Source organism: Natronosalvus halobius, from assembly GCF_024138145.1.
In the GTDB taxonomy this organism is placed as follows: domain Archaea; phylum Halobacteriota; class Halobacteria; order Halobacteriales; family Natrialbaceae; genus Natronosalvus; species Natronosalvus halobius.
In genome coordinates this window covers 2,929,431-2,941,398 of the sequence record NZ_CP099997.1, presented here as the reverse complement: position 1 = coordinate 2,941,398, position 11,968 = coordinate 2,929,431, and the positions used below count along the sequence as shown (strand labels likewise).

At 64.4% G+C, this 11,968-nt stretch carries 14 protein-coding genes; 6 read left to right on the top strand and 8 right to left on the bottom strand.

The features are described from left to right. The first annotated feature begins 216 nt into the window (after nucleotides 1-216). Nucleotides 217-1,413 (top strand): sensor histidine kinase, encoded by a 1,197-nt coding sequence (locus tag NGM15_RS14375; RefSeq protein ID WP_253432340.1) that lies wholly within the window; start codon nucleotides 217-219, stop codon nucleotides 1,411-1,413. Between the two features lie 100 nt (nucleotides 1,414-1,513). Here NGM15_RS14375 and NGM15_RS14370 read toward each other — a convergent pair whose 3' ends face one another. The 3 genes from NGM15_RS14370 to NGM15_RS14360 form a co-directional block, all read right to left on the bottom strand. Continuing rightward, nucleotides 1,514-1,831 carry an AzlD family protein gene (locus tag NGM15_RS14370; RefSeq protein WP_253432338.1) on the bottom strand — a complete coding sequence of 106 codons (318 nt, stop codon included), beginning with the start codon at nucleotides 1,829-1,831 and terminating at the stop codon, nucleotides 1,514-1,516. Then, the gene (locus NGM15_RS14365; RefSeq protein WP_253432335.1) at nucleotides 1,824-2,558 is read right to left on the bottom strand and encodes an AzlC family ABC transporter permease; all 735 of its coding nucleotides are present in this window, start codon (nucleotides 2,556-2,558) and stop codon (nucleotides 1,824-1,826) included. Before NGM15_RS14365 ends, NGM15_RS14370 begins: the two co-directional genes overlap by 8 nt. 102 nt (nucleotides 2,559-2,660) lie before the next feature. Beyond that, the gene (locus NGM15_RS14360) at nucleotides 2,661-3,911 is read right to left on the bottom strand and encodes a hypothetical protein (RefSeq protein ID WP_253432332.1); all 1,251 of its coding nucleotides are present in this window, start codon (nucleotides 3,909-3,911) and stop codon (nucleotides 2,661-2,663) included. A 237-nt stretch (nucleotides 3,912-4,148) separates the two neighbouring features. On the opposite strand from NGM15_RS14360, the gene NGM15_RS14355 reads away from it, so the two are divergent. From NGM15_RS14355 to NGM15_RS14330, 4 genes are read left to right on the top strand one after another with little or no spacing between them, the layout of a single operon-like run. After that, nucleotides 4,149-4,787, top strand: coding sequence for an Era-like GTP-binding protein (locus NGM15_RS14355; protein ID WP_253432329.1), 639 nt, complete (start codon nucleotides 4,149-4,151; stop codon nucleotides 4,785-4,787). A 2-nt stretch (nucleotides 4,788-4,789) separates the two neighbouring features. Beyond that, nucleotides 4,790-5,188, top strand: coding sequence for a DUF2073 domain-containing protein (locus NGM15_RS14350; RefSeq protein ID WP_253432326.1), 399 nt, complete (start codon nucleotides 4,790-4,792; stop codon nucleotides 5,186-5,188). Between the two features lie 9 nt (nucleotides 5,189-5,197). Beyond that, a complete protein-coding gene (locus tag NGM15_RS18940; protein WP_305882001.1) occupies nucleotides 5,198-6,187 on the top strand; it encodes a Zn-ribbon domain-containing protein in 990 nt (329 codons plus the stop codon). Between the two features lie 46 nt (nucleotides 6,188-6,233). Next, nucleotides 6,234-7,049, top strand: a complete 816-nt coding sequence (locus NGM15_RS14330; protein ID WP_253432323.1) for a CPBP family intramembrane glutamic endopeptidase — start codon at nucleotides 6,234-6,236, stop codon at nucleotides 7,047-7,049. A 20-nt stretch (nucleotides 7,050-7,069) separates the two neighbouring features. Here the strand turns inward: NGM15_RS14330 and NGM15_RS14325 are convergent, their stop codons facing one another. The 3 genes from NGM15_RS14325 to NGM15_RS14315 form a co-directional block, all read right to left on the bottom strand. Next, nucleotides 7,070-7,696, bottom strand: a complete 627-nt coding sequence (locus tag NGM15_RS14325; protein WP_253432320.1) for a DUF7411 family protein — start codon at nucleotides 7,694-7,696, stop codon at nucleotides 7,070-7,072. Between the two features lies 1 nt (nucleotide 7,697). Continuing rightward, nucleotides 7,698-8,075 (bottom strand): DNA-binding protein, encoded by a 378-nt coding sequence (locus NGM15_RS14320; protein ID WP_253432317.1) that lies wholly within the window; start codon nucleotides 8,073-8,075, stop codon nucleotides 7,698-7,700. Nucleotides 8,076-8,376: 301 nt separating this feature from the next. Further along, nucleotides 8,377-8,832, bottom strand: a complete 456-nt coding sequence (locus NGM15_RS14315; protein ID WP_253432314.1) for a 30S ribosomal protein S19e — start codon at nucleotides 8,830-8,832, stop codon at nucleotides 8,377-8,379. 151 nt (nucleotides 8,833-8,983) lie between these two features. On the opposite strand from NGM15_RS14315, the gene thiL reads away from it, so the two are divergent. Beyond that, nucleotides 8,984-9,934, top strand: coding sequence for a thiamine-phosphate kinase (gene thiL, locus NGM15_RS14310; protein WP_253432311.1), 951 nt, complete (start codon nucleotides 8,984-8,986; stop codon nucleotides 9,932-9,934). A 72-nt stretch (nucleotides 9,935-10,006) separates the two neighbouring features. Here the strand turns inward: thiL and NGM15_RS14305 are convergent, their stop codons facing one another. Together NGM15_RS14305 and NGM15_RS14300 are read right to left on the bottom strand one after the other, a co-directional pair. Next, nucleotides 10,007-11,131, bottom strand: a complete 1,125-nt coding sequence (locus NGM15_RS14305) for a site-2 protease family protein (protein ID WP_253432308.1) — start codon at nucleotides 11,129-11,131, stop codon at nucleotides 10,007-10,009. Between the two features lie 466 nt (nucleotides 11,132-11,597). Continuing rightward, complete coding sequence (locus tag NGM15_RS14300; protein ID WP_253432306.1) at nucleotides 11,598-11,837, bottom strand: DUF7123 family protein; 240 nt, start codon at nucleotides 11,835-11,837, stop codon at nucleotides 11,598-11,600. Between the last annotated feature and the right edge of the window lie 131 nt (nucleotides 11,838-11,968).

Sequence of the window (11,968 nt, the reverse complement as noted above, 5' to 3'; positions counted from 1 at the left end):
AGCTGGCGTTCGTCACGATTCGTGTTCACCCGTCTCCGTCATACAATTCGTTAGAGGAAATGACGCTCCGTAGCCAACGGTCCGGACCCGCACCATCGTCTGTCAGAAGTGCGAGACCATCGAAACAGTAGCCACACGGATCACCGCCGGCCGTGAAATCGAACCCAATGTGTATTGGACAGAAACTTATGCGGGTTCAGAATAATGGCTGCCACGATGAGTTCATCGTCCGACTCAGAGACGGAGCTTCACACCCGCATTCATCAGCAGAAAGTCGTTTCTTCGCTGGGAAGGCGGGCTCTCGAGACGGACGACATCGATCGACTCATGCACGACGCGGCGGCGACGGTCGCGGAGACGCTCGACTGCGAGTACTGCAAAGTGCTCGAGTTGCTCCCCTCCGGGAACGTCTTCCTTCGACAGGGGGTCGGCTGGCAGGAGGGGATCGTCGGGGAGGCGGAGATCCCGACGGATACGAACTCGCAAGCCGGGTACACGCTCCTCTCGGAGGAACCGGTCGTCGTCGACGATCTGCGAACCGAAGAGCGATTCAGTGGCCCGGATCTCCTCACCGATCACGACGTAGTGAGTGGCATCAGCGTCATCATCGGCACCGTCGACGACCCGTGGGGGATCCTGGGCCTCCATACGACGGACGAGATCGCGTTCACCGACCACGACGTCGACTTCGTCCAGAGCGTCGCCAACCTCCTCGCCGCAGCGATCGAGCGCCACACCTACCAGGACGAACTCGAGGAGACGGTCGCGGAACTCCAGGAGCTGAACACGCGCCTCGAGAAGTTCGCCAGCATGCTCGCCCACGAACTTCGGAACCCGGTGACGATCGGTCAGATCTACGCCCAGCACCTGCCGGAGGAGGCTGCGCCGAAGGCGGTCGAAAACGTCGTGGAGTCGTTCGACCGGATCGAGAACATGATCGACGTGATGCTCGTGTTGACGCGGCGTGGGGACGCCGTCGGGAAGCGTGCACCCGTTTCCCTCGCCGAGATGGCCCGGGACGTCTGGGACGACGTGGAGACCCGCGAGGCGACTTTGGTGGTCGACGTCGACCTCGTGATCGAAGCGGACGAGGTGTACGTACGACACCTGTTCAGGAACCTGTTCGAGAACGCGATTCGACACGGCGGATCGGACGTGATAATCGAGGTCGGAACGGTGGCGGACGGGTTCTACGTGGCCGACGACGGGGACGGCATCCCACCCGAGGACAGGGAGATGGTGTTCAAGCCGGGGTTCACGACGACCGCCGATAGAGATGGGACCGGGCTCGGACTGGCGTTCGTCGACCGACTGGCCGGCGTCTACGGCTGGGAGCGGCGATTGATCGAGAGCGACGCCGGTGGGGCGCGATTCGAGTTTCGGGACGTCGCCGTCAGCGACCAGTCGGGCTGACCGGCCTGGTTCGCGGACGATGGCTCGTGAATCGGTGTGACTGTCGATAGTGGCATGGCCGCCACTCGAGCAAAAAGAGTCCACACCCGTTTCCTCACCGCTATACCAGCCCGCGAAACGCCACGACAGCGAGGATGCCGCCACACAGCGCCAGGAGGATGTTCTCAGTTCGCCACGCGATTGCCAGGACGACGATTCCAGCGGCCCACTCGGACGGTCCGCCCGACGCCAGTTCCGGGCCCAGGATCGCGATCACGATCGCCCCCGGGAGCACCGACAGTCCGGCCTCGAGGCGGTCGCTCACCTCGAGTCGGCTCAGAACCCAGAGTCCGCCGACCTTCGTGAGGTAGGTGAGGACGGCCATCGCGAGGACGACGGCGACGACGAACGGGTCGAGCGAGAGCCATCCCTCACGCATCGTAGCGGATCACCTCGAGGGCCGCCGCGGCGAGTCCGCCGAGGAGGATGTACCAGCGACCGGGAAGCACCGACGAGGCGACCAACGCCGTGGCGAGGGCGACGAGCCAGGGGACGAACGTCGACCGGCCCTCCCACAGGTCGGCCGCGAGCGCGAGGAAGACGGCGGCGAGGATGAAGTCGAAGCCGTACCTGGCCGGATCGCCGATGACGCCCCCGGCGAGGACGCCGAGGACCGTCGAGGCGACCCAGAACGTCCAGACTGCGATGCCGCTGCCGAGGAGGAAGGCGCCGCGGCCGCTCCCGGTTTTCAGGTCGCGAACGGTGAGTGCCCAGTTCTCGTCGGCCATCAGGAAGAGGCTACCGTAGACCTGGGCGGGCGAGAGGTGACGAAACCAGCGCTCCAGGGCGGCGCCCATGAGCGAGTATCGGAGGTTGACGGCGACGGTCGTCACGAGAATTGCGGTCACCGGGAGAGGATCGGCCCAGAGTTCCACTGCGATGAGCTGGGAGGCGCCGGCGACGACTGTCGCGCTCATCAGTGCGGCTTCGGCGACGCTGAGGCCAGCCTGGTTCGCGACGACGCCGAAGGCGACGCCGTAGCCGGCGACCCCGAGCGCGACCGGGATGCAGGTCAAGAATCCGACGCGGACGCCCTCGAGAGAGAACCTGACGGCGGAATCGGAGGCGGAGTCTGCCGGTGCGGTGTGGTCGTGAGATGGTGCCATTGGGTGGTATACTGTGCGCTCGAGTGGAGGGTACTGAGCGCGAAAACCGTCTCGGTTCCCCCAACAACTGACCGCTTTCTGTGAATCGAGGATCCAAACTGGCTACAGCGGGTCCCGAAGCGCCCACACGTCCTGGAGCGGGTCCAGTCGGTGTGGTTCGGCGCCGCGCTCGGTCAGGATGCCGGTGTGATACAGCATCGCCTTCAACTGAAACACCGTCGGCGCGTGGTAAACTGATCCCTCCTCGAGCGCGGCCGGCTGCAGTTCGCCGTCGACGGTGAGCACCCGGCTTCGAACCGCGCGGTCTCCCCTGACGAACAGCTCGACGGTGAAACTGGGGTGTAACGCGTGCAACCGTCGAACGAGGTCGACCAGCGACGGCTCGAGGGCGCCGTCGTCGTGCAGTGCCTGGAGTTCGGTGACGAGCAGTTTCGTCGCCGGGTAGGCGTAGACGATTCGGCGTGCTAGCTGCCCCCAGGCGGGGGCGAGGTCGACGAACCGCGTTCGCGAGCGGTACCAGTCAGCGAACTTCTCGAGGGCGGCCTCGACCGTGCCGTGACGGGCGAGGGCAAAGCGGACGACCTCCCGGCCGAGGGGCGTGAGTCCGGGCTCCTCGAGAGAGTCGGCGTTCGCCTCGACCAGCCCCAGGAACGCCGCACCCCGCCTCGCCTCGTCGACGGCGCCGACCACGTCGCACGTCTCGAGCAGCGTCGCGGTGTCGCCGTCGGCGTAGCTGGCCAGCGGATAGCCGAGGTAGTTCTTCGGGTGGTTGAGCCCGAACGAGCGGTCGGTCACGCCCTGGGCGCTCGCCTGAAACCGGATCGCGTTCGCCTCAGTAGTCGTCCGGTTGCCGACGACGCGGGGCACCTCGAGCGGCTCGACCGCCCCAGAGGGGGTTACGCCGAGGATACCCACGTTCAACTCGCGGGCGAGGGTTCGATCCGTCTGGGAGACGACGGCCGCTGGCGCGGCAAGGTAGGCCGCGTTGGCCTCGTGGAGCCGGTCGTAGGCCTGGACGATGCCCCGCTCGGTGTCGACGCCGCTCGTCGCGTAGCCTTTGGCCTCAACGGCGATCAGCGGTGGTTCGTCGCCGAAGCGTTCGACCGCGAGCAGGTCCGACTCGAGACGCCTCACGCCGACGAGGTCGGGATACCCGCCGCCGACCTGGACGCGATTGAACGGGGCGAGCGTCTCCAGGAGGTCCGTCTCGAGGCGCTGGCCGGGCCGCCACTCCCGCGTCGAAAACTGCGTGTCGACGACGGCGTAGGTGTCGGCGTCTCCCGCCGGAAACAGCGCGCGCTTGGTGTGGGCGAGCACCTGCGGTTCCGCGAGCGAGTCGGCCGCGCTGCTCATAGCGCAACATGCGAGTCCTGGAGCAAGAACCTTCGCCTCTGGCGATCGTCTCGCGGCCCGATCCGGTTCGTACCGGTCGAAACTCGAGTTATCTACCGCTCAAACCACGGGAAGGGACGCGATCTCGCGGTCGAAACCGTCGCCCGTGCGTGACAATCCCTCTGTCTGACGTAGACTTAAGTGAATTCGGTTCTGTAGTACGTTCAGACACACTCGCAAGTGTGGAGGATCTCCAGGATGGGATTGTTTACAGGACTCAAAGATAGCATCTCTCGCGCGACGGATCGGCTCTTCTCCGAGCAGGAGCCAAAGCGAATCGGCATCTACGGGCCGCCTAACGCCGGAAAAACCACGTTAGCAAACCGCATAGCTCGTGACTGGACCGGTGACGCCATCGGCACCGAAAGCCACATTCCTCACGAAACCCGGCGCGCTCGCCGGAAGGAAGACGTCGAAATCGAGCGTAACGGCAAGTCGGTGACCATCGACATCGTCGACACCCCCGGCGTGACGACGAAAGTCGACTACGAGGAGTTCACCGACGAGATGGAGAAAGACGACGCGATCAGACGCTCTCGAGAGGCCACGGAAGGGGTCGCAGAGGCCATGCACTGGCTTCGCGAGGACGTCGACGGCGTCATCTACGTACTCGACAGCGCCGAAGACCCGATTACGCAGGTCAACACGATGCTGATCGGTATCATCGAATCGCGCGACCTGCCCGTACTCATCTTCGCGAACAAGATCGACCTCCCCGAATCGAGCGTCAAGCGGATCGAGGACGCCTTCCCCCAGCACAAGACGGTCCCGCTGTCGGCGAAAGAAGGAGAGAACATGGACGAAGTGTACGAAAACATCGCGGAGTACTTCGGGTAATCATGCCGGAAGCAACCAAAGCCGACGACGACCGCCACGACGGCGTCCAGATCGACCTCATCAGCGGAGAGCGCATGGAGGGTCTAGCGAGCATGGAGAAGATCCGGATGATCCTCGACGGCGTTCACGACGGTAACATCGTCATCCTCGAGGAAGGGCTCACTCCGGACGAGGAGAGTCGCCTGATCGAGGTGACGATGGCCGAGATCAGCCCGGACGAGTTCAACGGTATCGAGATCGAAACCTACCCCAAGTCCGGTACCCGCGACTCCTCGCTACTCGGTCGGATCATGGGCAACGACGAGTCGCCGAAGAAACTCACCGTCATCGGGCCGGCGAACCAGATCGAGACCCTGCACAAGGACGAGACGCTCATCAGCGCGCTCGTCTCCCGGAGCTAGCGACGACGAATGCCACACCAGTGTACCACCTGCGGTCAGACGTTTCCCGACGGATCCAAAGAGATGCTCTCGGGATGTCCGAACTGTGGCGGCAACAAGTTCCAGTTTGCGCCGGCGTCGTCCGCCACCGCGACTTCGAGTGGGGCCGACACCGACACCGACACCAGGTCAGCCACCGGCGGTCAGTCCGGTGGTATCACGCGAGAGTCCGAGTCGGCGTCCTCGAGTGACGGTGACGAACGTGGGATTACGCAGTCAGGGTCGACGTCCGGGTCCAGATCCGAATCCGAATCCGAATCCAGATCCGAGTCTGAAGCCGGAACTGGAACTGGAACTGGAACTGGAACCGGAACCGTATCCGAGTCTGGATCCAGGTCCGGGTCCAGGACCACCTCGACATCGGAATCGACATCGACGTCGGAATCGGCGTCCACATCGATGTCGACGAACCGCACCTGGCCTCGAACCGCGAGCGAACCTCCCTCGTCCGAGCACGACGACGTGCCGGCGGAGTTCTCTGAGTGGCCCGAATCGGCACGACGACCCGACGACCAGGACCAAACGGAGAAACACACCGAGCAATCCGCGCCTCGAACGGACGACTCGACGGTCGAAGCCGGTGACACCCCCACCGAACTCGAGGGAAGCGACGGGGACGAGGACGCTGCCCAGGCGAGCGCACGGAGCGACGTCGTCTCGAGCGACGAACTCCCCGCCTCGAGTGCGACCAATCCGGCCGACGAGAAGGCAGGGCCCGACGTCGAAAACGGCCGCGTCGTCAGCGAACCGACCGACGACGACCGCCCCTCGCTCGACGACCTTCGCGAGGAACTCAACGAACAGTTCGAGAGCATCAAGATCCTCAAACCCGGCCAGTACGAACTCAACCTGATGGAACTCTACGACCGCGAGGAGTACATCGTCTCTCTGCAGGAAGACGGCCGCTACGTGATCAACGTGCCGGACTCCTGGCGCGACGGCGGCGATTCCGGGCAGTGAATCCAGGAAAGGAATGCACAAGGAGTGTGAACGCTAACCCGTGGTCATGAACACCTTGAAGCGGACCGACGGGTACGCTCGGTCGGTTGCCGTCGCCGCCCTGTTGACGGTGGGCGGAATTCTCATGTCGCAACTACTGACGCTTCCCGCGATCCTGGCCGAGCCAGGGTTAATCGACGAGCCAACGCAGACGTCTTACGAGATCAGATCGCTCTTTTTCATCCTGAACTTTGCCGGGTTCGTCGTCGCCGGCGCCGCCTACCTCTGGTGGACAGACCGCGGCTGGTCGTTCGTCGACCTCTCGACCCCCGACCGTCGCGGGTGGCTCATCGGGGTAGCTGGCGTCGTCGCAAGTATCGCGTTCGTGATCCTCGTCGGGTTACTCTTCCAGGGTCTCGGCATCGAATCGACGTCGAATAGCGTGCTGGATTTCGTCGGCACGGACTCGACCATGGTCCTCATCATGATCGTTATCGTATTCCTGTTCAACGCCCCGGCCGAGGAGTTTCTCTTTCGAGGCGTCATCCAGAAACGTCTCTACGAGGGGTTCACGAAAACCCAGGCCGTGGTTCTGACGAGCGTGATATTCGGGCTCGTACACATCCCAAATTTCGCCCTTAGCGGCGCCCCCATGATGGCCGCGGTCGCCTCGCTGCTCGTCGTCACTGGTGGCTCGATCATCTTCGGCTACCTGTACGCCATCACCGACAACCTCTTGGTACCGATCACCGCCCACGCGATGTTCAACGCGTTCCAATTCGGCCAGTTATACTTGATCTTCGAGTACGGCGACGAGGAAATGATCGAAGAAGTGACCTCGGGGACGGCAATGGTACTCGAGGTCGCGACGACGCTCGGTTAGAAACGGGGTTCGACGTCGAGTCAGCGATTCCAGTCCTGGACGCCCGTGACGTGCGTCTGTTCGTGAGCCGGGAAGATCGACCCGAGCGCCGCCTCCCCGTCGCGCTCGGCGATGAGCGCTCGTAACTCGCCCTCGTAATCCGCCCGTGTGATCTCCTCGCTCGGTCCGACCGTCACGTCGAGCGTCGACTCGACCAGCCGATCGACCGCCTGGCGGCCGAATCCCGACAGCGGCGCGATGTAGTCGACGTCGTGGCGATCCTCGAGGCTCTGGGCCTGGGCACGCGAGACCGTTGGCACTCGATCGTCGCGTCGCGTTCCGTCGGCGACGGCGTCGAAGTCCATCTCCGCCAGGCGTTCGAGGGCGTGCTGGTGGACCCGCTGGATTCCATTTCGCGGAAAGCCGTCGGTGCGAATCGTCTCGACGGCCTCGGTCGCGACGTCGGGATCGAGCTCGAGCTTCTCGAACGTGAAGCCGAGCGAACGGGCGGTGTCTCGTGCGTAGGTCCAGTCGTCGGTGACGCCGAAGGTGGCCGTCGTCAGCGTCACGTCGTAGAAGTCCTCGAGCAAAAGTGCGGCGAGCGTCGAGTCCTTGCCGCCGCTGTAGAGGAGCCCGAGACGGAGTGAGGCAGGCGTCGACTCGTCCATTCTAGCGGCGCTTGATGTCGAAGCGCTTTTTCTCGGGTTTGAGCTCCTTGAGCAACTGCTCCATCTTCTGGTCGTCGATCTTGCCCTGGATGCGCCCGCTCTGGGCGAGGGCGACGACCTGGCGTTCGACCTGCTCGCCGAACTGCTGTTTGCTCATCTTGACGGTGTTCAGGCGCTTTCGCGCGTCGTCGGTGAGGTACTGGCGTAACAGGGCCTGGCGCTGGGCGTCTGCCTGTTGCTGGGCGGCCTCCTGGGCCTCCGCGTCGACTTGCCCCTGTCCCTGCCCCTGCCCACCCTGGGAATCGGCGCGGTCCTGTAGCTGCTCGAGTTTCTTCCGGCGCAGTTCTTCGAGATCGTCGTCCGATTGTCCGCCGTTCATAGACGCGTGTTGTCGGGCGACGGAGAAAATGATTACGGACGCGTGTAGGTACGTGCACCTGGAGGTGGAGGTCGAAACCCGTAGGATGGGGGCGAGAATCGGGCCGTTGGGTCGCTCTCGAGCGACTGCGCCGTCTCACTGTCAGATTGCGCCGACGCTCGCCGTCCGACTGCGAAGTATAAGCACGTCGAAAATCGATTAGACGAGTCGCCGTACCGTGGTACCATTTGCCGTGTTACCATTTTACTGCCGACTACGCCTCATTTGATGGTCGGCGGTAGAAAATCACAACGGGGCCGTCTCAGGCGTAGCGCTCGAGTTCCGGACGGTCGAGTTCCGAGAGGACCTCCCCGGCAGTCTCGTCCAGGCGGCTGCGTCCCTCGGCGGTGATGCGGCGGCCCTCGCCCTCGGCGGTCTCGACGAGGTCGAGTTCCTCGAGTTGCTGGAGAATCGTCCGAATTACGTTTCGCGAGCCGTCAGCGCGTTTGTCGGGGGCAACCTGGTAGCGGTTCGAGCCGCGTTTGGCGCCACCGTACTCGGTCGCCAAGCGCTCGACGCCGATGGGACCGTTGTCGGCGATTTTGCGGAGCAGGCTCGCCGCACGGACCGCCCAGAAGTTCTCCTGCACTGGGGGAAGGTCTCGGTTGACGCCGTTTTTCGCGAACGCTGCCCACTCCGGTTGCTCGAGGTCATCTTCGAGGTCGTCGGCGAGCGCCTCGATGAGCGCTTCCGCCGGGACGTCGTACATCGTAGCCATTGGGTTCTGGTTCCCGCTTGCGCCATTTAAGCGCATCGTTGTCTCTTCGGCGGCTGACCGGCTCGCCTCGCCGATTCCGGGTGTGAGAGCCACGCACGGGTTGGGCCCGCGGATCCGGATGGTTTTTCGCCCCGCCGTCGAATGGCTCGGTATGGACGAACGGGCTGCGCTGGCGTTGCTCGAGAACCGGCTCGACCCGGCGGGCGACGACGCCGCCGTCGTGGATGACCTCGTCATTACGACGGACATGCTCCACGAAACGACCGACTTTCCGCCGGGGACGACCCGGTACACGGCGGGCTGGCGCGCCGTCGGTGCCTCGCTCTCGGACGTCGCAGCCATGGGTGCCGAGGCAACGGCGGCCGTCGCCGCCTACGCATCCCCCGAGTTCGACGCCGCAGCCCTCGAGGCGTTCGTCGACGGCGCGAGCGCGGTCTGTGACCTCGTCGATGCGAAGTACGTCGGCGGCGACCTGGACACCCACCGGGAGTTTACGGTGGCGACGACGGCCGTCGGGCGGGCCGACGAGCCGGTGTTTCGCGACGGGGCCTCCCCTGGAGACGTCGTCTGTGTGACGGGGACGCTCGGCCGGACCGCGGCGGCTCTCGAGTTGTTCGAGGACGGCAAAGATGGGGGAGGCGATGACGAGGGTGGAGGCGGCAGAGACGGAGGCGACGGCGGAAATGCCAACAGTGCCCTCGAGCGAGCCAACGACCTCTTCCAATTCGAGCCTCGCGTCCGTGCGGGCCGCGCCCTCGCCCCCCACGCAAGCGCGATGATGGACTCGAGCGACGGCCTCGCCCGATCGCTTCACCAGCTGGCCGAGGCCAGCGACTGCGGGTTCGCCCTCGAGCGCGAGTCGATCCCCGTCGCACCCGAACTCGAGGCCGTAGCCGACGATCACGAAACCGCCCTCGAGCGAGCGATCACGACCGGCGAGGACTTCGAACTCGTCTGCACCCTGCCCGAGGTGGCCGTCGAACGCGTACGGGACGAACTCGAGTGCCCGCTCGCGGTCGTCGGACGGGTCGTAGACGCCGACGCAGAGATCACGCTCGACGGCGAAGCGCTGGCCGATCGGGGCTACACGCACGGCGAGTGACCCCACGCACAGCGAGTGAAGCGAATAAATGCACAGCGAGTGCACACGGTCGTCTCCGGCAGTCTCGAGCCGTCAGTTGATCACGGCGATCGGTGCCGGCATAAAACACAGCAATCCCAGCCCGAACGTGACGACCCCGAGTGCGAACCGTTTGCGGTCCAGTCGGTCGTCGTCGATCGGAACCGCTGGACCCACCGCCGCGAGCAACCCGGTGAACAGCCCCCAGAACACCCAGATGAACACCGAGTTTCCGCTGTAATTGCCCACGTAGTAGAGGTAGCCCGCGAGCGCGAACAGGACCCCGGGAACAAGCGCCGCGATGGTCTCCTGGAGGTCGCCGGCCATCGCCCGAAGGATGTGGCCGCCGTCGAGCTGGCCCACCGGGATCAGGTTCAAGAACGTGATGAACATGCCGACCCAGCCGCCGATGACGACCGGGTTGACGTTTCGCGTCTGATCGTCGGCGTACAGCGGCTGATCGACGGCAGCCGCGATCAACTCGAGCATCGGCGGGAACCCCAGTCGAATCTGGGTCGCGTTCGGGTCGGTTGCCCCCTCGGGGACGGGCACCGGCGGGAGGTGGAGGCCGACGACGGTGACGACGACCGTCGCGACGAGGCCGGCGATCGGACCCGCGACGCCGATGTCGAACAGCGCCTTGCGGTCGGGCATCTGGCCTTTCATCTTGATCACGGCGCCCATCGTCCCGATGAGCGTCGGCACCGGCAGGAAGTACGGCAATGAGGCGTCGACCCGGTGGTAGCGACTCAGCACGTAGTGGCCCATCTCGTGGACGCCGAGGACGCCGAGAATAGCGACGGTGAACGGCCAGGCGCGCCACATCTCAGCTGGGTCGGCGATCGGATCGATGCCGTACCACATCGTCCCGGCGAAGAGTGTCGAGACGACCGTGGCGAGCAAGAGAAAGACGTTCGTCCAGGGGACGCCATCGGGGCCGAGTGAGCGCGGTTCCGCGACGAGCACGTACTCGCCGCGACGAACCGTGAGTTGCACGTCGTAGCCGGCATCTCGAAAGTCTTGCCAGAGTTCGCGCATCATCCGCTCGGGAGCCATCTGCGGCGTTCCGTAGTAGCGAATCTCCTCGCCGTCGACGGCGATCTCGTAGACTGAAAAGGCCGGTTCGATCGACTCGAGGGGTGGGCCGTCGACGGGATCGGTCGGGTCCGCCGGATCCATTGCTGATTCGTTGACCGTCTGTGCGTATAAATCGACTGTCGGCGGCGAACGCTGGTGGGAACTGGACGACCTGGGGGAGAGGGTGACTATTCCGGGCGTTTCCGGCCCAATCGCCACTCGGGGTGTGGAATCAATCGGACACCAGTCGCCACTCGGGGTGTGGAGACAATCGGACACCAGTCGCCACTCGGGGTGTGGAGACAATCGGACACCAGTCGCCACTCGAGGCGCCAATACAATGGAAGGGGAACGCCCGGCGCCGACGGGTACGACAGGGTCGGCGCCGGAACGTGTGTGCGTGTTAGGTGTCCGCTGTGCGTTCGATCACGCCCTCGCCCAGTTGGCGAGGACGGCAGTACGTGGGTGGGCGATACGGGATCGCCCGGGTCCGGCAATGATCGCCGTGTGCGCCTTGGAGGAACGCACACGCGTCGGGGCCGTTCAGGGCGTCAATGGCACGACGCGATCAGGCGGGGGCGACGCGCCAGGTCGTCGCACTCGTGTACGACCACTTCTCGATCTCGAGGTCGGTCGCGGAGTCGGAGAGCTTGACCATCAGCGCGCCGATTTCCTTGGGGGAGAGGCCGACGTCGTCGGCGATGAACTTCCCTTTGAAGTACATCTCGCCGTCTGCGGCACGGTCGCGCAGGTACTGCTTCAGGCGGAGTTCTTTGCGGTCGGTGGAGGGTTGGGCTGTCGTGCTCATCGACAACTATCCCTACAGACCGGATACTGTTATAAAGGTCAGTTACTTAGAACCGTTTCAAATCGCTTCAGCCAAACGAGGGGTAATCGTCGTTTTATCCGTGTTTTACGAACCGTTAAAGGCGCCACCAG